The 23183-nt window shown below is 71.2% G+C and carries 18 protein-coding genes and 1 pseudogene; 9 read left to right on the top strand and 10 right to left on the bottom strand.

Annotation, left to right across the window (positions count from 1 at the left end; translation table 11 throughout):
• Positions 1–132: 132 nt before the first annotated feature.
• Entirely contained in the window at positions 133–717 is a 585-nt protein-coding gene (locus IE206_RS14610) for a hypothetical protein (protein WP_189962560.1), read from the top strand.
• Positions 718–746: 29 nt separating this feature from the next.
• Here the strand turns inward: IE206_RS14610 and IE206_RS14605 are convergent, their stop codons facing one another.
• On the bottom strand, positions 747–1550 hold the full coding sequence (locus IE206_RS14605; protein ID WP_189962559.1) for an SDR family NAD(P)-dependent oxidoreductase: 804 nt from the start codon (positions 1548–1550) through the stop codon (positions 747–749).
• 366 nt (positions 1551–1916) lie between these two features.
• Here IE206_RS14605 and IE206_RS14600 point away from each other — a divergent pair, with 366 nt between their 5' ends.
• The 6 genes from IE206_RS14600 to infA all read left to right on the top strand — a co-directional run bounded on the left by IE206_RS14600 (position 1917) and on the right by infA (position 7729).
• On the top strand, positions 1917–3233 hold the full coding sequence (locus tag IE206_RS14600; protein ID WP_189962558.1) for an extracellular solute-binding protein: 1317 nt from the start codon (positions 1917–1919) through the stop codon (positions 3231–3233).
• Between the two features lie 14 nt (positions 3234–3247).
• Positions 3248–4237 (top strand): carbohydrate ABC transporter permease, encoded by a 990-nt coding sequence (locus IE206_RS14595; protein ID WP_189962557.1) that lies wholly within the window; start codon positions 3248–3250, stop codon positions 4235–4237.
• Between the two features lie 25 nt (positions 4238–4262).
• Positions 4263–5102: a carbohydrate ABC transporter permease gene (locus IE206_RS14590; protein WP_189962625.1), complete on the top strand. Its 840-nt coding sequence runs from the start codon at positions 4263–4265 to the stop codon at positions 5100–5102.
• 29 nt (positions 5103–5131) lie between these two features.
• A complete protein-coding gene (locus IE206_RS14585; RefSeq protein ID WP_189962556.1) occupies positions 5132–6496 on the top strand; it encodes a GH1 family beta-glucosidase in 1365 nt (454 codons plus the stop codon).
• A 217-nt stretch (positions 6497–6713) separates the two neighbouring features.
• Positions 6714–7508 carry a GNAT family N-acetyltransferase gene (locus IE206_RS14580; RefSeq protein WP_189962555.1) on the top strand — a complete coding sequence of 265 codons (795 nt, stop codon included), beginning with the start codon at positions 6714–6716 and terminating at the stop codon, positions 7506–7508.
• Positions 7505–7729, top strand: a complete 225-nt coding sequence (infA, locus tag IE206_RS14575) for a translation initiation factor IF-1 (RefSeq protein WP_189962554.1) — start codon at positions 7505–7507, stop codon at positions 7727–7729. Before IE206_RS14580 ends, infA begins: the two co-directional genes overlap by 4 nt.
• Positions 7730–7919: 190 nt before the next feature.
• Here the strand turns inward: infA and IE206_RS14570 are convergent, their stop codons facing one another.
• Complete coding sequence (locus IE206_RS14570) at positions 7920–9110, bottom strand: MFS transporter (protein ID WP_189962553.1); 1191 nt, start codon at positions 9108–9110, stop codon at positions 7920–7922.
• Between the two features lie 122 nt (positions 9111–9232).
• Between IE206_RS14570 and IE206_RS14565 the strand changes: the two genes are divergently transcribed.
• Positions 9233–13975 carry a hypothetical protein gene (locus IE206_RS14565; RefSeq protein WP_189962552.1) on the top strand — a complete coding sequence of 1581 codons (4743 nt, stop codon included), beginning with the start codon at positions 9233–9235 and terminating at the stop codon, positions 13973–13975.
• A gap of 28 nt (positions 13976–14003) precedes the next feature.
• Here the strand turns inward: IE206_RS14565 and proP are convergent, their stop codons facing one another.
• The 8 genes and pseudogenes from proP to IE206_RS14530 form a co-directional block, all read right to left on the bottom strand.
• Entirely contained in the window at positions 14004–15569 is a 1566-nt protein-coding gene (proP, locus tag IE206_RS14560; protein ID WP_189962551.1) for a glycine betaine/L-proline transporter ProP, read from the bottom strand.
• Positions 15570–15750: 181 nt separating this feature from the next.
• Positions 15751–16302, bottom strand: coding sequence for a DUF4142 domain-containing protein (locus IE206_RS14555; protein ID WP_189962550.1), 552 nt, complete (start codon positions 16300–16302; stop codon positions 15751–15753).
• Positions 16303–16493: 191 nt separating this feature from the next.
• Positions 16494–16661, bottom strand: a pseudogene (locus IE206_RS42425) (SpoIIE family protein phosphatase); the annotation flags it as partial.
• 231 nt (positions 16662–16892) lie between these two features.
• Positions 16893–17243, bottom strand: coding sequence for a PRC-barrel domain containing protein (locus IE206_RS14550; RefSeq protein ID WP_189962549.1), 351 nt, complete (start codon positions 17241–17243; stop codon positions 16893–16895).
• A 105-nt stretch (positions 17244–17348) separates the two neighbouring features.
• Complete coding sequence (locus IE206_RS14545) at positions 17349–17768, bottom strand: SsgA family sporulation/cell division regulator (RefSeq protein ID WP_189962548.1); 420 nt, start codon at positions 17766–17768, stop codon at positions 17349–17351.
• Between the two features lie 66 nt (positions 17769–17834).
• Positions 17835–18743, bottom strand: a complete 909-nt coding sequence (locus IE206_RS14540) for a SigB/SigF/SigG family RNA polymerase sigma factor (protein ID WP_189962547.1) — start codon at positions 18741–18743, stop codon at positions 17835–17837.
• A 125-nt stretch (positions 18744–18868) separates the two neighbouring features.
• Positions 18869–19279 carry an ATP-binding protein gene (locus IE206_RS14535; RefSeq protein WP_189962546.1) on the bottom strand — a complete coding sequence of 137 codons (411 nt, stop codon included), beginning with the start codon at positions 19277–19279 and terminating at the stop codon, positions 18869–18871.
• 131 nt (positions 19280–19410) lie between these two features.
• Complete coding sequence (locus tag IE206_RS14530) at positions 19411–21264, bottom strand: transketolase (RefSeq protein WP_189962545.1); 1854 nt, start codon at positions 21262–21264, stop codon at positions 19411–19413.
• A gap of 316 nt (positions 21265–21580) precedes the next feature.
• Here IE206_RS14530 and IE206_RS14525 point away from each other — a divergent pair, with 316 nt between their 5' ends.
• On the top strand, positions 21581–22939 hold the full coding sequence (locus IE206_RS14525; RefSeq protein ID WP_189962544.1) for a cryptochrome/photolyase family protein: 1359 nt from the start codon (positions 21581–21583) through the stop codon (positions 22937–22939).
• Positions 22940–23183 lie beyond the last annotated feature (244 nt).

The following is a 23183-nucleotide window of genomic DNA, read 5'->3' as shown; positions in this document are numbered from 1 at the left end:
TGGGAGACCTGGTCCACGCCCCTTCACGTGTCCACGGAGTGCGACGTCGACGGAGTCGCTGACACCTCGTCAGAGGGAACGGATTGCGGCCGCGCCACGTCCCACCCCTGTCGGCTCTCGGGGGTGCCAGAGGTGAGTGTCAGAAACCGTACGGCAGCGTGGATCGCATCCGTTCTGACGCTGGGCGTCGCTGCCGTGGGATGCGCCACGTACCCCGCCGCCGAGGCGCACGACCGGGCAGCCCTTCACGCCGCCCTGGAGGCCGTCCGCACCGCCCACTGCCCTGCGACACCCCCGGATGTCCTGATCAACGATGGCGGCGGCCTCGAACCACTCGTCGCGAACCGCCTGCTGCTGTGCGGCTACGTCCACGGCTCGGCCGCGACAACAGCACAAGCCCTCGTCACCGACAAAGCAGTCCTCAATCGGCTCCGCACCTCACTCAACAAGCTCGGCGAACCGCCCATCGGTCGTGTCAACTGCCCCGCGGATACGGGGGCGAAGGTTCTGGAGATCTTCGGCGACGGCCGCCACGTGGCCGAACTCGTAGGGAAACTGAGTGGTTGTCAGGTAGTGAGCAACGGCAACTTCGACGGCTGGGTCGGGAACTCCGATGCCGGCACGACCGTGATGGGCCTGCTCCCCACCGGCTTCTGCCGGGCGGTCTGGCGCGCGGCACCTTGCGACCGGGGCGCGGCCGCGCCCGGACCGCGCTGAGGCATCGGGTCCGCCCCACTCAGGCCTGGTCAGGCCCGCGCGCCCCCGTCGACGGGCAGGACCGTACCGGTGACGTACGAGGCCCGGTCGCTCAGCAGCCACGCCGCGGCCTCGGCGATTTCCTCGGGGTCGGCCACGCGGCGCAGCGAGGAGCGAGCCGTGAGGCGCTCGATGACGCCGGGTGAGTCATCCTCCCAGGCCTGGATCATGTCGGTCAGGGTGGGGCCGGGGGCGATCGCGTTGACCCGGATGCCTTCGGGGCCGTACGTGATGGCCGCCGACTCGGTGAGGCTGTTGAGCGCCCGCTTCATGGCACCGTAGGTGGGCAGCTCGGGGTTGCCGATCAGGCTGCCCACGCTGGAGTTGTTGACGATGGCACCCTTCCCGGCGGTGGCCCGGATGGCGGCGACCTCGGCGGTCATGGCCAGCCAGGGGCCCCTGAGGTTCACGGCGTAGACGTGGTCGAAGTCGGCCTCGCGCACCTGGTCCATCGGGCCGGGCGGCGCGATCGTCGCCCCGTTGTTGAAGGCCACGTCCAGCCGCCCGTAAAGATCCACGGCCCGGTCCACGGCCGCGCGCACACTGGCAGCGTCGGCCAGATCGCACCGTACGTAGTCCGCGACACCGCCCGCCGCGCGGACCTCCTCGGTGACCGCCTTGAGCTGCGCTTCCGTCCGGGCCGCGAGCAGCACCCGGGCCCCCTCCCCGGCGAAGAGCCGCGCCGCGGCGGCGCCGATGCCGCGGCTCGCGCCGGTGATGAAGGCGACCTTGCCGGCCAGCAGGCCCTGGCCGACGCGGGAGGTGGATGTGTGTGCTGTGGATGTGTTGTCCATGCCCCCACCCTGCACCCGCCCGCCAATCCAGACCAAGCACCAGCAACACCCAACCGCTCTCCGCAACACCCTTATAAGCCAGGCGAGTTGTGCAACAGCTCAACACCCTGCCGAAATACAACCGTTGCACACCGTCGGCCCGGCTCCCCCGCGCAGGTCACGCCCCGTTCCACCGCTCCGCACCCTGCCTCCCGGGCAGGGTCCATGTCCGGGACACCCTGCTCCACCTCTTGACGCCCTACTTCCGGCACCGCTTAACTCACGTCTTAAATTAAGCAATGTGCACCTTCAGGAGTCGAACGCTCTGTTGGCGTCTCCGAAGGCGACCTCACGGTTTTCGACTCCCGGAAAGGGACACCAGGGGCCATGCGCAAGATCCGAACCGCGGCCATGGGCGCCGCCACCCTGTCTCTCGCCCTCGCGGCCACGGCCTGCGGAGGAGGTTCGGCGACCGGCGGCGGGTCCAACGACTCGCCGAGGACGCTCACTTACTGGGCCTCCAACCAGGGCGCGAGCATCTCGGTCGACCAGAAGGTCCTCAAGCCCGAGCTCGACAAGTTCGAGCAGCGGACCGGCATCAAGGTGAAGCTGGAGGTCGTGCCCTGGTCGGATCTGCTGAACCGGATCCTGACCGCGACCACCTCGGGCCAGGGCCCGGACGTGCTGAACATCGGCAACACGTGGAGCGCCTCGTTGCAGGCGACCGGCGCACTCCTGCCGTGGGACGCGGCGAACTTCGCCAAGATCGGCGGGAAGGAGCGGTTCGTCGACTCGGCGCTCGGCTCGACCGGCGCCCAGGGCAAGGACCCGGCCGCGGTGCCGCTCTACTCGATGTCGTACGCGCTCTACTACAACAAGCAGCTCTTCGCCGAGGCGGGCATGGCGAAGCCCCCGGTCACCTGGGACGAGCTGGTCGCCGACGGCAAGAAGATCGAGGCGAAGGGCAAGAACGGCCTGGGCGCCGAGGGGGCGAACCTGTCGAACAACATCCACCAGGTCTTCGTCCTCGCCCAGCAGCACGGCGCCGACTTCTTCACCCCGGACGGCAGGCCCGACTTCACGAGCGATGGCGTGGTCGCGGCGGTCAAGCAGTACGTCGACCTGATGGCCAAGGACAAGGTGGTCGGCCAGAGCAACGCCGAGTACGCGCAGAACCAGTCCCTGAGCGACTTCGCCAAGGGGAAGACGGCGATGGTGCTGTGGCAGACGGCTTCCGCCACCTTCAAGTCGCTCGGCATGAAGGACTCGGAGTGGGGTGTGGCGCCCGCGCCGGTCCAGTCCGGGACGCCCGGGGCCGGCGCCCAGGTGAACTCGATGGTGGCCGGCATCAACATGGCCGTCTTCAAGAACACCCACAACCTCGACGGCGCGGCCGGCTTCGTGAAGTTCATGACCAGTGACGAGGAGCAGAAGATCCTCAACACCGCCTACGGCTCCATCCCCTCGGTCAAGGCCGCCCAGGCCGATCCGGCGTTCAATTCCCCGGGCACGGCGGTGCTCCGGCAGACCCTGGCCACCAGCGCCCGGGCGCTACCGCAAGTACCGGACGAGTCGCAGTTCGAGACGGCCGTCGGCACAGCCGTGAAGGAACTGTTCGCCGACGCCGCGGCCGGCCGCGCGGTGACCACCGAGTCGGTGAAGGCCAGGCTGCGCAAGGCCGAGCAGCAGATGCCCGCGGCGTGAGGACGGGCGCCCTCATGACGGCCACGACCCGTCGGGCAGGCCCTCAGGCACTGCCCGAGCGCTCCCCCGGCCCGGCGCGCCCCCGCCGCACCGGGCGGATCAGGCGCATCGGACTGCCGTACCTGCTCCTGCTGCCCGCCCTGCTCCTCGAACTCCTCGTCCACCTGGTGCCGATGGTCATCGGCATCGCGATGAGCTTCAAGGAACTCACCCAGTTCTCCATCCGCGACTGGGGCAGCGCCCCCTGGTCCGGCACCGACAACTACCGTCTGTCGGTGGACTTCCACGGTGCCGTCGGCGAGGCCCTGCTGCACTCCTTCCTCGTCACCGTCGTCTTCACCGTGCTCTCGGTGGGCCTGTGCTGGCTGATCGGCACCTCGGCCGCCCTCTACATGCAGGACACCTTCCGCGGCCGGGGCCTGCTGCGGGCCGTCTTCCTGGTGCCGTACGCGCTGCCCGTCTACGCGGCCGTCATCACCTGGGCGTTCATGTTCCAGCACGACAACGGCCTGGTGAACCACGTCCTGCACGACCAGTTGCACCTCACCGGCAAGCCCTCGTTCTGGCTCATCGGCGACAACAGCTTCTACGCCCTGCTGACCGTGTCGGTGTGGAAGGGCTGGCCCTTCGCCTTCCTCGTCGTCGTGGCCGGACTCCAGAACATCCCGACGGAGCTGTACGAGGCCGCGGCGCTCGACGGCGCGGGCAGGTGGCAGCAGATCCGCCGCATCACCCTGCCGTCGCTGCGCCCGGTCAACCAGGTGCTCGTCCTGGTGCTCTTCCTGTGGACGTTCAACGACTTCAACACGCCGTACGTCCTGTTCGGCAAGTCCGCCCCGGAGGCCGCCGACCTCATCTCCCTTCACATCTACCAGTCGTCGTTCGTCACCTGGAACTTCGGCACCGGCTCCGCGATGTCCGTCCTGCTGCTGCTCTTCCTGCTGGTCGTGACGGGCTGCTATCTGCTGCTGACCTCCCGAGGAAGGAGGACGACTGATGTCTGACAGGGTCAAGTCACCTCCGTCGCCGATGGCGCCGCCGCGCTCGTTCCGCTGGTCACGGCGGATCTTCCTCACCCTGCTCACCGGCTTCGTGCTGCTGCCCGTGTACGTCATGGTGTCCAGCTCACTCAAGCCGCTCCAGGACGTGTCCGGAAAGTTCCGCTGGCTGCCCAGCGGGCTGACGATCCGTCCGTACATCGACATCTGGTCGACCGTGCCGCTCGCGCACTACTTCACGAACTCGCTGGTCGTGGCGGGCGCCGCGACGGTGTGCTCGGTGGTGATCGCGGTCTTCGCCGCGTACGCCGTCAGCCGGTACTCCTTCCGCGGCAAGCGCGTCTTCACGGTCACCGTGCTGTCCACGCAGATGTTCCCGGGCATCCTCTTCCTGCTCCCCCTGTTCCTGATCTACGTCAACATCGGGAACGCCACCGGCATCGCTCTGTTCGGCTCCCGCGGCGGGCTGATCCTGACGTACCTCACCTTCTCCCTGCCGTTCTCCATCTGGATGCTGATCGGCTACTTCGACTCGGTGCCGCGCGACCTGGACGAGGCGGCGCTCGTGGACGGCTGCGGCCCGCTCGGCGCGCTGTTCCGGGTCGTGGTGCCGGCCGCGGTCCCCGGCATCGTGGCGGTCGCCGTCTACGCGTTCATGACCGCCTGGGGCGAAGTCCTCTTCGCCTCGGTGATGACCAACGACACCACCCGCACCCTCGCCGTGGGCCTCCAGGGCTATTCCACGCTCAACGACGTGTACTGGAACCAGATCATGGCTGCCTCGCTCGTCGTCAGCGTCCCCGTGGTCGCCGGCTTCCTGCTGCTCCAGCGCTACCTCGTCGCCGGGCTGACGGCAGGCACCGTCAAGTGACCAACTCCCGTTTCCTGAAAGGGACTTACGTGTCCGAGCCGATCGACCTCGCCGCGTTCCCGCACGGCTTCCTGTGGGGGACGGCCACCTCGGCGTACCAGATCGAGGGAGCCGTCGCCGAGGACGGCCGCTCGCCGTCCATCTGGGACACCTTCTCCCACACCCCCGGCAAGATCGACAACGGCGATCACGGGGACGTCGCCTGCGACCACTACCACCGCTGGCCGCAGGACGTATCACTGATGCGCCAACTCGGCTTCAACGCCTACCGGTTGTCGGTCGCATGGCCGCGCGTCATGCCCGACGGCGACGGCCCCGTCAACGCCAAGGGCCTCGACTTCTACGACCAGTTGACCAACGGCCTCCTCGCGGCGGGGATCACCCCCTCCGTCACCCTCTACCACTGGGACCTTCCGCAGGCCCTCCAGGACCGGGGCGGCTGGCCCCAGCGGGACACCGCCGAGCACTTCGCCGCGTACGCCGGGGTCGTCGCCGAACGACTTGGCGACCGGGTACCGCACTGGGCCACCCTCAACGAGCCGCTGTGCTCGGCCTGGATCGGCCATCTGGAGGGCAGGATGGCCCCCGGCCTCACCGACCTCACCGCGGCGGTCCGCGCCTCCTACCACCTGCTCCTCGGCCATGGCCTTGCCACCCAGGCCATCCGCGCCGCAGCCCCGGGCGCCGAGGTCGGCATCGTCAACAACCTCTCCTCCGTGCACGCGGCCGGCGACAGCCCCGAGGACCTGGCCGCGGCCCGCCGCGTCGACGGCCACATCAACCGCTGGTGGCTGGACCCCGTCCACGACCGCGGCTTCCCCGCCGACATGCGCGAGATGTACGGCGTCGAACTGCCGGAACGGGCAGGCGACCTGACGACCATCGCCGCCCCACTGGACTGGCTCGGCCTCAACTACTACTTCCCTGCGTACGTCGTGGCCGACCCCAACGGTCCTGTGCCGTACGGCCGTTCAATCCGCCGCGAGGACGTGCCGCGCACCGGAATGGACTGGGAGATCGAAGCGGACGGCATCGAGTCGTTGCTGCTCCGCCTGACCGAGGAATACGGCGCCCGGAAGATCTACGTCACGGAGAACGGCTCGTCCTTCCCGGACGTGGTCCGCCCCGACGGCAGCGTCGACGACCCGGAGCGCACGGACTACCTGGAGCGCCACCTTGCCGCCTGCGCATCGGCGGCCCGCAAGGGCGCCCCGCTCGCCGGCTACTTCGCCTGGTCGCTCCTGGACAACTTCGAGTGGGCGTACGGCTACGACAAGCGCTTCGGCCTCGTCCACGTCGACTACCGCACCCAGGCCCGCACCATCAAGTCGAGCGGCCGTCGCTACGCGGACATCGTCCGCACCCACCGCGAGCGCGGCGGTCGAGCCGCCTGACCTCTGTGCGGTCGGAGCACGAACCGTCCACTAAAAGGGTTTGAGTGAGGCGATGCCCCGCTGCTACTTTCCTGGTGGATCGTGAAGTCGTCGTAGGAGGTGAGACCCGTGAACACAGTTACCCATGGGTGCTCCCTCATTCCGTCACGGTCCGGCGGCTGACGTTCGGTGTCGCCAGGAGCGCCTGAGATCGAGGCACTCCTGGAGGGAGACTCCGATGAATACAAAGCCTTTCACATCTGGCCCGGGCGAGAACGCGGTGACGATCACGCGCGTCGCGGACCGGCAATGGCACGCGCTGGACGGCGACCTGGTGGTCGGCAGCGGGTATGCGGGGCACCGGCCCGACGGACGCCTGTTCGTCAGCATCGATGCCTGGCACGAGGCCGCCTTCGACCGGCTCGCCCAGGTGATGCCGGCGGAACTTCCGGCGCCGCTGTACATACTGGTCGACGAAGCCGACGTCGAGACGACGGCCGGCTGGCTGCGGGCCGGCTTCACGGTCCGGCGCCGCGAGTGGGAGTACGACGTGCCGACCGATCCGAGGGTCACAGGGCTCGAAGAAGTCCTGCCGCCTTCGGGCGTGACGATCGTGCCCGCCGGTCAGGCGGACGAGCGTCTGCTGCGGGCGGTGGACCGCGCGATCCGTGACGAAGTCGAGGCGACCGCCGGATGGTGGCAGTCGATGCCCGCGGAGGTGATCCCCCGCCCCGAAGGCGACACCATCGTCGATCCGTCGAAGTACGCGGTGGCCGCGACACCGGAGGGCTACCTGGGTCTGATCCGGGTGGTGACGGTGAAGCGGCCGCGCATCGGGCTTGTCGCGGTCCGGGCCGGCGAGCAGCGCCGGGGCATCGCACGGGCGCTCCTCGCCCACGCGCTGGGGACGCTGCACCGCTCCGGTTTCGCGTCGGCCTGGGCGGAAGTCCACGAGTCCAACCAAGCGGCCTCGACGCTGATCGAGGACATCGGCGCCCGGCGCATGGGCAGCAACCTGGAGCTGGTTCGATGACCAAGAACAAGAACGTCATCGAAGTCCAGGGCAAGGTCGTCGAGTGTCTGCGCAGCGCCATGTTCACCGTGGAGCTCGAGAACGGCCATCAGGTGCTCGCGCACATCAGCGGGAAGATCCGCAAGCACTACATCAAGATCTACCTGGAAGACCGGGTGCTGGTGGAGCTCCCGCCGTACGACCTGTCGCGCGGCCGCATCGTGTTCCGGTACCGGAACTAGCGGCGGTCGGCGCCTTCCGCGGTAGCTGATCCTGGGGCCCTGGTCACGGCGTTTCCGTGACCAGGGCCCGAGCCGGACGGCTCGACCGCCAATGTCCGGTTTCCGGTTTCCGCAGAGTGGGTGCCACACGACTTTCCGGCGGTCCGCCGCCTTGACCGCCTCAAGATCAAGACACCTGTAGCCGAAGGCCTCACGCCCTCGCTCGTACCGACCGCCGCAGCAGGTAGACGGCTGCGGTCGAGGCCAGAACGGCCATGCAGCCGATGAACACAAGACCCGCCCCTTCCAGGCCGAGCGGATTCACCAGTACGCCCACCCCGATCACCGGCACCGAGATGCCCGCGTACGCCACCACGAACAGGGTGGAGATCACCGCCGCGCGGCGGTCCGCGGGAGATGCCTCGGCCACCGCGGACAGGGCTCCGCGGAACGCCAGCCCCTGCCCGCAGCCGCCGACCAGTGCGCTCAGCACCATCAGGGGCAGCAGGTCCCAGCGGAGGGCGCCCGCGAGCAGCGCGAGACCGGCCAGCAGGCCGGCGCAGCCCAGGGGCAGTGAACGTTCCAGTCCGACCCGGCCGACGGCCAACTGCCCGGCGGTCGAGGCGAAGAAGGCCAGCGCGACGATCAGTCCGGTCCCGGCGTGATTGTGGACGTCCAGGGACTGCGCCAAGAAGGCGGGGGCGACCGATGTGAACACCCCGAACAGTGCGAAGCCCACGAACGACGCGATCGCCGCGGGCACGAACACCGACCGCACCTCGGCGGGCAGGCCCGGCCGCTGCGTTCGCGCGCTGCGCAGCGGCTGTGGCTCCCGTACGGTCTCCGGGAGGCTCAGCAGGACGGCGGCCGAGCCGGCCACCAGTGCCAGGTGCACGGCGAAGGGCAGGTACAGCGGCCAAGGGGCGTACTGCGCGAGCACTCCGGCGAGCAGCGGCCCGCAGCCCAGGCCGCCCATGTTGGCGGCCGTCGCCACGAAGGTGGCCCGAGTGGCGCCGCCGCGCGGAGCCAGGTCCATCACGTACGCCGTGGCGGCGCCGGTGAACAGACCGGCGGACAGCCCTGACAGCAGCCGGCCCGCGTACAGCCAGCCGAGCCCGTTCGCGCACAGGTAACAGACCGCACTCGCCGCCGCGAACCCCAGGCCCCACAGCAGTACGGGCCGTCGGCCCACCGCGTCCGACACGTTGCCCGCGAGGAGCAGCACGCCGATGACACCGAAGGCATAGACCGCGTACACGACCGTGACCGTCAGCTCGGAGAACCCGAACTTGTCCTGGTAGAGGGCATAGAGAGGGGTCGGCAACGTGGTGCCGACCATGCACACGACGAACACCGCCCCGCCGAGCAGACACTGACGCCATCCTGGGAGATCATCGGCCATGCCACCGACGGTAACTCCGCAAGCCGCTCCGTCGCGGCCGGGCATGACTGGCGCGCCGGTACGAAGTGTCCGGCCGGGCCTCGGCCCCGGCGTTGTCAGTGGCGCGTGCGACCATCCGAAGCATGATCGCCTCGCTTGCCGCCCTGTTGCCCACCGCCGGTACGCATGTCTCGACGACGTACGCCGACTGGGTCGCCGCCCACGATCCGGGCGCCGCCGGGGTCGCGCGTGACCTGGTCGCGGACATGGGCTCCGAGCTCAACCGGTCCTGGACCAAGCCCGGTCGGTTCGTCGATGTGATGGCGGCCCGGGCACGGCGGCTGCCCCCGGCGCATCTGCCGTGGTTCTGGGACACGGTGGGCCATCGGTTGATCGGGTACGGAAGCCGGCCGGGCGGGCGAGCCTACGTGGCAGCGCGGGCGGCCGAGGTGGAGCACGGGCTGCCGGTGGATGCCGAGTACCGCAGGGCCAACGCCCTGCTCTTCGCCAGGGGCGGGGCCATGCCGGCCAAGGAGTTCGGGGTCCATCAGCGCTTCCTCGCCCAGACGTTGGAGCCGGGCGCGGCGCACGCGGCCCTGGATGCGTTCCTGACCGCGTGGGCGGCCTCGAAGGCGGACCTCCCGGCCGATCTGGTGCGCCGGGTCCGGGCCTCCGCCAAGGCGGCCGGGCACGGGGACGAGGAGGTGGCGCGGCTGGTCGGCGCGATCCTGTCGGTCACCCGGGAGAAGTCGGTGCCGGATGCGCTGCTGGCAGCCGCGGGCCCGGTCCTGACGGCCCATCGACCCACGGACGCTGTCGCGGCCGGGCTTGCGGAGATGTTTCCCGACGGAACCACCGACGGCGGGGACTGGCTGCGGATGCTCATCGGCTGCGGCGCCACGGAGGCCATGGAGGCCGGGCGGGTGGTGCCTGAGGGCGGGCTGCCCCACTGGGTCGGCACCTTCGTCCGCATGTACCAGTACGCGGCGCAGCCCGGCGGCGGCGTCGCGCGGCAGCCGCTGCCGCCCGAATTCCTGGACCTGGTGGGCCGGTTGGGGCCCCGGCTGCGGGCGTCGGACACCCCGGTGACGGCGCACACCACCCGGCACCACTACCAGGGCTTCGACGCGGACGTGCTCGATGCGCTGTTGGCCGCGGGGGTCTCGGTCGTCGATCCGGGCCCGGAGATCGGGATGCGCTTCTGGGGCGAGCGGTCCCGGCGTGATCTCGCGGCGCTGGCCGCCGACCCGGTGTTCGGCCCCCGGCTCGAAGGGACCGTGCACGCGGACCTGTTGCCGAACTGGTCGCTGGCGCGGCGGAGGGCCGGTTCGGCGGTGACGCTGCTCCCGGGGAACGAGGGCATCGCGCAAGGGGTGGCCACCCGGGTCGGCAAGCTCGTCGACACCGTGGCGGGCGGTGGCATGGCGGGGGCCGAGGAGTCCGTAGCCGAGCTGGAGATCCTGCTCGACCGGCCGACGGTGGCAGCGCTCGACGGGATCCCCGACGCCCTGGCCGAAGCGGGCGCCGCGGGCGCGCTGCGGCGCTCACTGGCAGCCGGCCTGCCCGAGGAACTGACCTGGCCCGCACTGGAGTCGGTGTACGAGCAGTTCGCGGCGGACGCCCGGCCCGAGGAAACCCAGGGCGCGCTGCCGGGCATCGCCGGGGTGACCTCCACGTGGCCGGTCCTGACGGTGTTCGGCCACGATCGGGCGGTCGCCGTCGCCCCGGACGGGGTGCGGGGCTCCTGCCGGTTCACGGTCCCCGCGGAGGCGACCATGTTCGCCGTCCACTACGTCGGCGGATCCTTCCTCGTGAGCTGGACGCTCAAGCCGAGCCCCTACTACTGCGACACCGCCGTCTGGGCCGACCGCCCCGACGAGCCGTTCACCCCGGACGAGGTGGGCGGTCTCGTACCGTTCGGCGGCAGCCTGGACGGGGCGTACGGGTTCCAGTTCGAGACCGCTGACGGTGGCGGGCGGCACGGCGGTGTACGGGTGCTGCGCCCGGGTGGCACGGAGGGCATCGACCGGGACGAGCTGCAGCTCGGTGACGGCTCCCGGATCTGGACCAACGCTGTCTACGGAAGGCGGCCCTGGGAAGTGGTGGATCCGGTCACCGGGGAGTGGCGGGGCGCGGAGGCGCTGCCCGACTTCCCGGGCCGTTCCGCGAGCACCGACCCGTCCGAGACGGGCATGACCCTCGCTACGGAAGCCCTCCAACTGGCGCCGCTGCCGCGCGAGTTGACGGATTCACCGCTCGGCTGCCGGGACGGTCTCGTCGGAACGCGGGTGCTGTTCCGCACCCGGCACCGCGACCACGCGCCCGACCATTTCCTGGTGGAGAGCGTGGACGGGCGCACGGCCCGGTTCGACATCGACCGGCCGGGACAGGAGCCCTGGGGTCTGTGGGCTCCGCCGGAAGGAGCGGTGGAGGACGTGGTCCTCGCCGAGGCGGAGACCCGGACGGGAGTGCGTGCGTACGCCGCCGACGGAACCCTGCTCTGGGAGCTGGACGGTCACTCCTCGCCCCGTAACCCCCATGCGGCACCGGCCCGGCGGGTCACCGTCTCGGGAGGCGTGTCCCTGCCGCCGGCGTTCTGGTACCTGTTGCGGACGCGGGACGCGGCCGGATCCCGGGCACTGCGGAAGGTGGACCGGCAGGCGGCGGACGCCTTGCTGACGGCCGCACTTGAGGATGCCGGGGCTCTGCGTGCCGCCGTTGCCCGGGAGTTGCCGGACATCACCGATCCGGTGCTGACCGAGGCCGTGGTGGCGGTGGCCTCGCGGGCCGCGCGGGTCGAGGAGCGGCGGCGGGCCCTGCGCCGGCGCGTGGTCCTGCTCGCCGAGGCACCGCCCGTGCTGCCGCGCGGCTCCGCGCCGGACACCGAGCTGATGCCCGCGCTGTTCGGGCTGATCTCGGAGGGAGAGCGCGATCCGTGGCGGCGGGAGCCGGACGTCGCCCTGCCCGCGACGCTGAGCGCACTGGCCGCCGACGGAGCCTGCCTGGACGGCACGATCCCGGAGGAGGTCAGGCGGCTCTCGCCACCGGCGCCGCCGTGCGACTGGTCGCAGCTGCTCGGCGCGATCGACGCCGCGGCATGGCGAGCGGCGGTGACCCCGACCCCGGACGCCGAACGGGCCGCGCTCCTCGCGCTCCTGGACACGTGGGCCGACCAGCCCTTCGCCCGTGCGGGCAGCCGGTGGTGGGTGGGTCGCACATCCGATGCCAAGGACCTGACCGGGTTGCGGGCGGCCGGGATCGCCGTGGCCTGCCAAGCGGTACGGGCCGGAGGCTCGCAGCGCTGGTTCGTGGCACCCGCCTCGCAGAACCGGGACGCCGACCCGGTCCCGGCGGCGGTCCCCCAGGCACGCCTCGTCGGGGTGGAGCGGGACGACGCCGCCCGCATGCGAGCCCTGGTGGCGGCGGTCGGCGCCCACGGGCCGCTCCCCGTGCCGGAGTCGGCGGCAGCGCGCTTCGCCGAACTCACGGGCGTACGGCGGGCCGTGGCGCGGCTCGTGATGGCCGGGCTCGTCGGCCGGCCCGACCGGGACGAGGACCGGAGCCTGGCCCGCAAGGCTCCCTACAAGGCGACCCCGATGACGGCCGAGTCGTACGACCATCTGCGAGCACGGCTCGGGGCGTCCGGCCGCCGGGCCGTACTCGCGGCCGCCCTGCCCGAGGACCCGGCCGAGCTGTGGCGCCCGGGCGGGGTCGTGGCGGCGGCGGAACGGATGGCCGGGGTGTGGCGGGAGCTGATCGGGGCGCTGCCAGTCGTCGACGACGAGGCGGCCGACGCCCTGGAGACGAGCCTCGGCCTGTCCGAAGTGTGGGCCCGGCGGCTCGCGGCCGGGTACGAAGCCGCCGAGGACACGACCGTGGAGGCGGCCGGCTGGGAGCTGGCGGCGACCCGGTACGGCATAGGAGTTGAGGTCCGGGCGGTGCCGCCGGCCGGCCCCGAACTGCCCTACCGCACCCCGGTGGGGCTCGCGTTCCGGCAGATAGCGAGCGCGCTGGTGTGGGCGTGGACGGACCGGCCCGTGGGCGACCCGGCGGTGGCCGGCGCGGCGGTCCTGTACGAGCGGCTGCGGGCCGAACTCGATCGTCCTGACCTGCTGGTGGCGCTGCCGGGCGGCCGGGTGCAGGACACCTCGGCGCGGATCGCCGAGCGGTTCGGGCCCGGGCGGTTGCCGGTGGCGATGGACGCCCGCAAGGAGGAGGGTCCCGTCCCAGTGACCGCGTACGACTCCGGGCCCCTGGTGGTCTGTGCCCCCGGGGGTGCCTCCTTCCTCAGGCCTGCCGCGGTCGCCGACCCCGAGGTGTGGCGTCGGGTCACTGAGATCACCGATCTGGGCGAGGAACTCGGCCGGGTGGCCCCGCTGTTGGCCGGGGGCGGCCTGGAGCGCATGATGCTGCGGTCCCGGTCGGGAGCGGTCCCGGTGGGTGCGTACGAGGCGGATCCGCGGCAGTCCTGCCCCGACCTGGTCGCCCGAGTGGCGCCGGAGCTCGGGGTCGGAGCCGACGCGGCGGCGCTGTACCTCCAGTTGGCGACGCTTGCCGCGCCCACCGACCGGAACGTGCGGCGGTGGAACGGCTGGTCGGCCAAGCGTCACACGGAGGTCCGCACGGAGCTGCTCGGCGCGGGCATGGTGGTGGAGGCCAAGCGGGCCCGGGCCGGCCGCACGCTGTTCCTGCCCGGGGAATGGGCTGAACTCAAGGCGCCGCACCTGCCGTTGGAGACGGTGAAGCTGGCAGCGCATGCGGTGCGCCCGCTGTGGGGCAGCGAGATCCACTCCCCGTTCGGCCGGATCCTGCCGACCGCACCGCTGCACGAGATGTTCGCGGATGCCTGGGAGCGGCTGGCCGAGGGGAGGCGCGTGGAGTCCTGACGTCCCGAAGCGCGGAGGCGGGTCCGCGTCAGTCCTGCCGGTCCTGCCGACCGCTCTTGCCGGAGCGGTGCGGCAGGTGTGGGTGCGGCAGGTGGCCCCGGCGCAGCTGGAGCCAGATGTCGCGGGCCCGGCGGCCCGCGTGGGTGCGGCTGCGTGCCACCATCTCGCGTGCCTCCTCCTCGGACTCGACCATGGCCGACGATCCGCGCAGCGGCTTGCCCGCGGTCTCGCGCAGGAACAGGGCCGAGACGACACCGATCGCGCCCGCGGCCATCAGGTAGTAGGCGGGCACGAGTTCGTTGCCGGTCGTATTGACCAGGGCGGAGGCCACGAGCGGGGTGGTGCCGCCGAACAGCGACACGGAGAAGTTGAAGGCGAGCGACAGCCCGCCGTAGCGCAGATGGGTCGGGAAGAGGGCCGGCAGCGTCGCGGCACTCGTCCCCGCGAAGCACACCAGGAACAGGCCGAGGATGGCACAGCCGATGGCCGGGAGGATGATGCCGCCCTGGCGGATGAGCTGGAAGACGGGCACCGAGAAGACGACCATCGCGGCCCCGCCCCACAGGAACAGCGGCCGTCGGCCGTAGCGGTCCGAGGAACGACCGACGGCGGTGATGGTGAGGACGACGAGCACCATCGTGCCGAGGACGAGGAGCTGGGCGGTGAGGTCGGGTTCGCCGAGGGTGGTGCTCATGTAGGTCGGCAGGTAGGACGTCACCATGTAGTTGGTGACGTTGTAGAGCAGGACGAGTCCGATGCACACGAGCATGGCCTGCCAGTGCTGGGTGATGACCTCCTTGAGGCGGCCCTTGCCGGACATGCGGGCCTGTTCCAGGCGCTCTTCCTCCTCGGGCGTTGCCCCGCCCCGTGCCACCGCCTCACGTCCCCGCTCCTCGGCCTCCTGGAACGCGGGTGTCTCATCCAGCCTGAGCCGCATGTAGAGGCCGATGAGCCCGAGCGGTCCTGCGACGTAGAACGGGATACGCCACCCCCAGTCGACCATCTGGTCCTCGCTCAGGACGCCGGTCAGGACGGTGACCATGCCGGAGCCGAGGGAGTAACCCACGAAGGTGCCGAAGTCGAGCCAGCTGCCGAGGAAGCCGCGTATCCGGTCGGGCGAGTACTCGGCGATGTAGGTGGTGGCCCCGGCGTACTCGCCTCCGGTGGAGAAGCCCTGAACGAGCCGGCACAGCAGGAGCAGGATGGGGGCGGCGAGACCGATCGACTTGTATCCCGGCAGGAATCCCACCGCCAAGGTGCTGATCGCCATCATGATCATGGTGACGGCGAGGACCTTCTGGCGCCCCACGCGGTCACCGAGCGGGCCGAACACGAGCCCGCCGAGCGGCCGGACGACGAAGGCCGCCGCGAACGTGGCGAACGTCGAAATGACCTGGGCGCCCGGCGAGCTCGACGGGAAGAAGACCTTGCCGAGGGTGGCGGCGACATAGGCGTAGACGCCGAAGTCGAACCACTCCATGGTGTTGCCGAGCGCGGCCGCTGACACGGCGCGGCGCACGGCGGGTTTGTCCGCGACCTTGACGTCGTCCGGGCTCAGGCTCTTCTTGCGGCGGCGCAGCAGCGTCCGCACCATGCGTTCGGTCTGCGGGCTTCCCGAGCCGAATCCGCGACCTCGATGGGCCGGGGGTATGGGCTCCCGCCTGGTTGGTTTCATGGGCACCTACGGGTCGTCGTCGGTGGTGTCGGCCGGAGGAGCCTGCGGCTCGTGCCCCCTCGCCACCAAGGGCGAGGGGGCACGGCTGCCGTCGGCGGGGTCACCGCTGCGGCGATGCGCTTTCCAGGGGCGTGCGGCACACGCCGCCTTCCACCATCTTCAGGTGCCCGGCCACGACGGGCCGCGCCGCCTTGGCGGCCGCCTGGATCTGGCTGTCCTTGCCGGAGCTCAGCTCCTTGTCGATCAGAGCGAGCGCCTGCTGGTGACCGTCGCTCTGCATCTTCAGCCAGGCGGCGTCGTACGCCGTGGTGCCGTCCTTCGGCTTCAGATCGTCCAGCTGCCTGTTCTGGGCGGCGCTGGGTTCCTTGGCCATGGCGATGTCCTTGGCCTTGGCCACGGCCGCTCCCTTGGCGTCCAGCGCGGTGTGGTCGCGCACGATGATGGCCGCGACCCGTTTCACACAGGCGCTGTTCGCGTGTGTTTTGGCGTCCTTGCCCGCGGCGATCTCCGCCAGGTTGGCCTGGTGGATCGTCTGCAGGAACGTCGCGTCCGAGGACGCCGCGGGGCTGGCCGCGCCGAACGCGGTCGTGGTTCCCGTGAGGGTGAGCACCACGGCGGCCGCCGCCGTCGCGCAGGTATGAGTGAAACGCATGAGACCTCCACGTGTCCGTGGACCGAGTGAGGGCCACTTCGGCATCCGGATCGCAGCTGAGTGGCTGTCCGGGCATATGGCTCAACCCGACACATCCTAGGGCCGCTTCCCGACGCCCGCCCGTTCAGATCACTCCCCGTCACCATGGGGAAACGCGCCTTCGTGACGCCGTCGGTGTGGAGCAGCTTGCCGGGCAGCCACTGGGCGAGGGCCTGGTCAATGGTCCCGACGAGGTCGAGCAGCCCCGCACCTGCCCGCCGGGCATTGCGATAGCCCGCAAGGGCGACCGACGTCGTCAGACCCGAGGCGAGGTCGTGGCCCATTGCGTCGAGGACCGCGGCGTGCAGGGTGGACTGGGTGAGCAGATCCTCCAGGAGTCGCTCCCCCGCACCGGAATCCCCGGTGTCCTCCACACTCATGGCCGACCACCTCCTCCTGCCAGGCAGTCTCACCTTTCGCCCCGCCCCCCCGCCTGCCGCGAACGGCCATGCGGGGGGGCGGTCCTCACCACGTCACCGGCGGCCGCAAACCGGGAATGGCCCCGCCGTCGATCCGGCGGGGCCACCAACTGGCGGATGAGGCAAGGGAGTTCAGGACAGTGGGCCGCCGTAGTAGCGGCCGATCATGTCGCGGTAGGTGGGATCGTCGAGATGGGTGGCGGGTTCGAACTCCGGCGAGTCCTTGACCTGGTCCTGGGTGAGGGCGACATGGATCTTCTTCTCGTCCGGGTCGAGCCGGGTGACGGTGCCGGCCGGCAGCAGGACGCGCTTGCCGAAGATCCATGGCCCGGTGTCCACCACGAGGTGCGAGGAGCCGACCTCGTCGGAGTGGTGGTCGACCTTGCCGATGTTCCCGTCGGCGGCCTCGACCTTCCAGCCGCGCAGGTCCACGCCGGCGAGATGGCCGCTGGTGTCCTGGTAGCCCCAGAGGTCCTTGTTCATCACGAGGGTGTCCCCTTTCCGTTCCGAATCGCGGCAAGCCCCGATCACGTGGCCCGCACCGGTTTCGTGTCCGGTTCTCCTGCCGACCGCTCGTGGGCCGCGGGGTCAGCCTGCGGTCAGCACCTCGGCGAGGAAGGTGTCCAGGTCGACCTCCTCCTCCCCCGGCGGGACGGCCTCGTACGTCCTGGCCAGAAAGTCCCGCAGTGCGGGTTCCCACGCGGAGAACACGACGCGGCCCCATTCCCCGTCGAGGCCGCAGCCCGCCAGTTCGATGCGTGTCTCACGCCGCCCCGCGACGACTTGCGGGGCGACCCGTATGTCGCCGTCGCCGACCTCCTGCCCGAACCCCCGGGCCAGGAGGTCCCGCTCGATCGTCCAGGTGACGGCCACGTCCTCCTGTAACTCGAACAGGACGCGGATCGCGAAGGGGTCGTCGGACTCGTACAGCAACTGGGTGACCACCGGGAAACGCTGCGTCCCATCGGCCTCCAGATTCATGAACACGGTCTCGCACACGGAAGTCATGGATCGCCTCCAGCATTCAGCTCGGGCAGGCGGACGCCGGCCCTTCCGGAAATCGATCGGCGGCGGTCAGGCGCGCGCGGCCCGCTCCTCGACCATCCCGGCGCGCAGCTTGGCCAGAATGCGGGAGAGCAAGCGCGACACCTGCATCTGCGAGACCCCGAGCTCCCGGCCGATCTCGGCCTGCGTCAGCTCGCTCCCGAACCGCATGCTCACGATGCACCGCTCGCGCTCGCTCAGCGCGCCCATCAGCGGCGCCAGTGTCTGGAGGTTCTCCACCTTCTCCATGCCGGGGTCGTCCTCGCCGATGAAGTCGACGAAAGTACGGCTCCTGCCGACGGCCGCGCCGCCCCCTTCTTCCGCGTCGGCGGACATGTCGAGCGAGCCGGCGGTGTAGCCGTTGGCCGCGACGAGGCCCTCGACGATCTCCTCCTCGTCCCGGTCCAGGTGCTCCGCGAGCTCCCGCACCGTCGGGTCGCGGTCCAGTGCGAGGGCGAGGCGCTCCTTGGCCTTCGCGATCTCCACCCGCAGCTCCTGGAGGCGGCGCGGTACGTGCACGGCCCAGGTCGTGTCACGGAAGAACCGCTTGATCTCGCCCACGATGTACGGCACCGCGAAAGAGGTGAACTCCACCTCGCGCGACAGCTCGAACCGGTCGATCGCCTTGATCAGGCCGATCGTGCCGACCTGGATCACGTCCTCCATCTCGCCGGTCCCGCGGTTGCGGAACCGGCCCGCCGCGAAGCGCACCAGCGAGAGGTTCATCTCGATCAGCGTGTTCCGCGCGTACTGATGCTCCTCGGTGCCCTCCTCCAGGACCTGGAGCCGCTCGAAGAACACCTTGGACAGCTCTCGCGCGTCCTTGGGCGCGACCTTCCCCGCGTCCTCCACCCAGGGCAACTCCCCCGCCCCGGGCTCCATGGTCGTGGCCGCCGTCCGGTCCGTCCGCTCGCGTCCCGTCACCCGCGCCGCTGCCATGTGGACAACCTCCCTAGTCACGTGACTGCATCCGTCGAAGCCATCGGGTGCCCTTCCTGATTCGGATCATGCGTGTGCGTTCCGTACGTGGCTGAAGTACGCGGTACGACCGGAAGCCCGGCCTCCTAGCGCGGCAGGGCGACGCAGACACTCTTCCCGCCGTCACCGCAGGGCAGGACGGCCACGCTGCGGGACAGGCGGTGGACCAGGGGCCAGCCGAATCCGCCCTCGTATCCGCGCAGGTCCGGCGGGCGCTCGCGGGGCGGGACGGGGCTGGGGTCCCGCACGCTGATGTGCAGCGTGCTGCGGTCGGCGGCGAAGTCCAGGGCCGTGGCGCCGCCCGCGTGCCGGAGCGCGTTCGTGACGAGCTCGGAGACGACGAGCACCACGTTCTCGGCGCTCTCCCTGGTGGGCCGGGGCGCCAGCGTGGAGAGGAAGGCGCGGGCCGCGTCGCGGGCCTGGGCCGGCGTGGCCGGAACCGTGGTCCCTACGGCGGAGTCCGGTGGTGGACCGGTGGTGGCAGACGGGCGAGCCATGTTTGAGACCCCCTGAGGTTTTGCCCGTGGTTACGGATGTGGTGGGGCTTCTGCCCAGATTCGGCGCGGTCGAACGTGTGCGCGTCGGGGAGTCGCACGGCCCACGGATACCGGAACGCGCGACCCGGCGCTCATCGCACGACCGCGCGTTCCACCAGGAGCCGTACCGCCGCCGCGATCGACTCGGCGTCGATGCCCGCCAGGTGCAGCTGATCCTCGGGGCTCGCCGAGGCCGGCATGTGCTGGACGCCGAGGCGGACCAGGCGCGGCACCGGGCGGCCGTCCGCGAAGGCCTCGGCCACCGCGTCGCCGATCCCGCCCTGCACCCGGTGGTCCTCGACCGTGACGAGGCACCCCGTGGCCTCCGCCGCCTCCCGGAGTGTCTCCGCGTCGACCGGCTTCACCGAGTACAGGTCGATGATCCGTACGTCGATGCCCTCCCGGTCCAGGAGCTCGGCCGCGCGCAGCGCCTCGTGGACCGTGACGCCCGCCGCGACGACCGTCACCCGGTCCCGTCCTGTGGAGCGGAGCACCTTGGAGCCGCCCGGCCGGAACTCCTCGTCAGGGCCGTAGATGACGGGAGTGCCGCCCCGGCTGGTGCGCAGATAGCGCACCCCGGTCAACTCGGCCATTTCTGCGACCAGTTGAGCCGTCTGGTTGGCGTCGCACGGGTAGAGAACAGTGCTGCCGTGCACGGCCCGGAACATCGCCAGGTCCTCCAGGCCCATCTGCGACGGGCCATCCTGGCCGATCGCGACCCCGGCGTGCGAGCCGACGAGGTTGATGCCGGCCCGGCTCACGGCGGCCATCCGTACGAAGTCGTGCGCGCGGGTCAGGAAGGCCGCGAACGACGCGGCGAAGGGGACGTAGCCGCGGGCCTGGAGGCCCACCGCTGCCGCGACGAGCTGCTGCTCGGCGATGTAGCACTCGAAGTACCGCTCGGGGTGGGCCTTGGCGAAGAACTCGGTGCGCGTGGAGTCGCCCACCTCACCGTCGAGCGCCACCACGTCCTCGCGCGCCGAGCCGAGCGCGGCCAGTGCCTGCCCGTAGGCGTCGCGGGTGGCCACCGAGTCACCTGCCTCGAAGCGCGGCAGCTCCGGCGGTCCGCCGGCCGGGTGCCGCCGGGCCGGGGCCGCGGGCGGCGGGGAGACCTCGACGCGGACGAAGCGGGGGCCGCCGAGTTCCTCGATGGCGGCATCCGCGTCCGGCAGCGGCTTGCCGTGCTGCCCTTCCCGGTCCTCGACCTGTGCCACGCCCCGGCCCTTGCGGGTGCGGGCGATGACGGCGGTGGGCTGCGAGCGCGTGGCCGACGCCTCGGCGAACGCCGCGTCCACCGCCTCGACGTCGTGTCCGTCGACCTCGATGGTGTGCCAGCCGAAGGCGGCGAGGCGCCGGGCGTACGCGTCGAGGTCCCAGCCGTGCCGGGTCGGCCCGCGCTGGCCCAGCCGGTTCACGTCGATGATCAGCGTCAGGTTGTCCAGGTGCTCGTACGCCGCGTGCTCGGCGGCCTCCCAGACCGACCCCTCGGCCATCTCGCTGTCGCCGGACAGCACCCACACCCGGTACGGCGCGTTTTCGAGCCGCTTGCCCGCGAGCGCCATGCCGACCCCGACCGGCAGCCCCTGCCCGAGTGAGCCCGTCGCCACGTCCACCCAGGGCAGCCGTGGCGTGGGGTGCCCCTCCAGGCGGCTGTCGCGGCGGCGGAACGTCAGGAGTTCCGCGTCGTCGACGACGCCCGCCGCCCGGTACATCGCGTACAGCAGCGGCGAGGCGTGGCCCTTGGACAGGATCAGCCGGTCGTTCCCGGGGTGGTCCGGATCGTCGAAGTCGTAGTGCAGATGGCGGGCGAGCAGAACCGCCGCCAGGTCCGCGGCGGACATCGAGGACGTCGGATGACCCGAGTCCGCAGCGGCGGCCGCGCGCACCGCGTCCACCCTCAACTGCTGGCCCAGATCGGCGAGTTCACGGGCGGCTTCGCGTGGCATGTCACTCCTTGCGCTCGACGGCCCGTCCGGCGGGCCGGTGGGGCCCGGCCGGGATCAGCGGGTGGCGGATCCTGCCACCCGGGCGCGCCTCCGGCGGCCAGGCGGGCCGGAGACCGCTCATCGCGTCGGGTATCCCCCGAGGTCCGAACCCAAACGGTCACGTACTGCTGCCAGCCGGATCGGCGTATCGGCGACCGGCCCGCCTTGCGCCACGCCCACGCCGGATCACCGCCGCGGTGGCCGCCGTCCAGGAGGATCGGACCGGCCTGGTTCCGCCCGGCCCCATGAATGACGTACGACACGAGGAGTCGACCGAGTGACGGTCTCCGTAGCCCTGTTCACGTCCGATCTGCGGTTGCATGACAATCCCGTGCTGTCCTGCGCGGTGCGCGGGGCCGATCAGGTCCTCCCGCTGTTCGTGGACGACGACGGGGTGCGGGCGGCCGGGTTCAACGCCCCGAACCGGCGGGCGTTCCTGGCCGACTGCCTGACCGACCTGGACGCCGGCCTGCGGGCGCGCGGCGGGCATCTGGTGGTGCGTACCGGCGATGTGGTGGAGCAGGTCTGTGCCCTCGCGACGTCGGTGGGGGCCGATCGGGTGCACCTCGCAGGCGGCGTCAGCCGGTACGCCGCGCGCCGCGAAGGGCGGCTGCGCGCGGCACTGGAGCGGATCGGCCGCACCCTGTCGGTGCACGACTCGGTGGTGACCGCGCTGGCGCCCGGCGTCGTCACCCCGGCGGGCAGCGACCACTACGCGGTGTTCACGCCGTACTTCCGGCGCTGGGCCGACGCGGGCGTACGGGATGTGGTGGCCGCGCCGCGGAAGGTCTCCGTGCCCGATGTGGCGCCCGGCACCCTGCCCCGGCGCGCCGACGTGGGCGGGGTGTCGCCCGGCGTCATGGAGGGAGGGGAGACGGCGGGCAGGCGGCGGCTTCGGCGGTGGCTCGCCGGCGGCATCGCCGGGTACGAGGACGGGCACGACGATCTGGCGGGAGACGCCACGTCCCGGCTCTCGCCGTTCCTCCACTTCGGCGCGTTGTCCGCCGCCGAACTCGTCCATCTGGCCCGGCACAAGGGCTCCCCGGGCGCGCAGGCGTTCGTCCGGCAGCTGGCCTGGCGGGACTTCCACCACCAGGTGCTCGCGGCCCGTCCGGAATCGGCGCACGAGGACTACCGGCCGCGCGGCGACCGGTGGCGCGACGACGAACGGGAGATCGCCGCCTGGCGCGAGGGGCGCACCGGCTATCCGCTGGTGGATGCCGCGATGCGGCAGCTCGCCCACGAAGGATGGATGCACAACCGGGGCAGGATGCTGGTGGCGAGCTTTCTCACCAAGACTCTGTACGCGGACTGGCGGACCGGCGCCCGCCACTTCCTGGACCTGCTGGTCGACGGCGACATCGCCAACAACCAGCTCAACTGGCAGTGGGTGGCCGGGACCGGCACGGACACCCGGCCCAACCGGGTCCTCAACCCGGTGGTCCAGGGCAAGCGCTTCGATCCGCACGGCAGGTACGTGACCCGATGGGTGCCCGAACTCGCGGGCCTGGAGCGGAAGTTCCTCCATGAACCCTGGAAGCTGAAGCCGGCGGACCGGGCCGGACTCGACTACCCGGACCCTGTCGTGGACCTCGTCGAGGGGCGTGCCCGCTTCGAGCAGGCGCGCGGCATCTGAGGCGCGGCCGCGAGCAGGCTCACTGCGCCCGACTTCCGTGCAGGGGAACGGAAGTCGGGCAAGTCACATGCATGGGACGGCGGGTCGGGGGCACTCGGATCCCAAGCCCCCTCAGGGCCAGGTTCCCCCGGCCTGGCCCGGGCTTGCGGTCCCGCGCATCCACTCCTCTCCCGGATGTGCGGGACCGCTGTATGTCCACCCCATGGGTGCGGTCACCGTACGAAGCCGCCACGGTGGACACACC

The sequence above is a fragment of the Streptomyces violascens genome (assembly GCF_014649955.1).
Taxonomy (GTDB): Bacteria; Actinomycetota; Actinomycetes; order Streptomycetales; family Streptomycetaceae; genus Streptomyces; species Streptomyces violascens.
The sequence above is the reverse complement of the archived record's forward strand: the minus strand, read 5'-3'. Positions and strand labels throughout refer to the sequence as shown.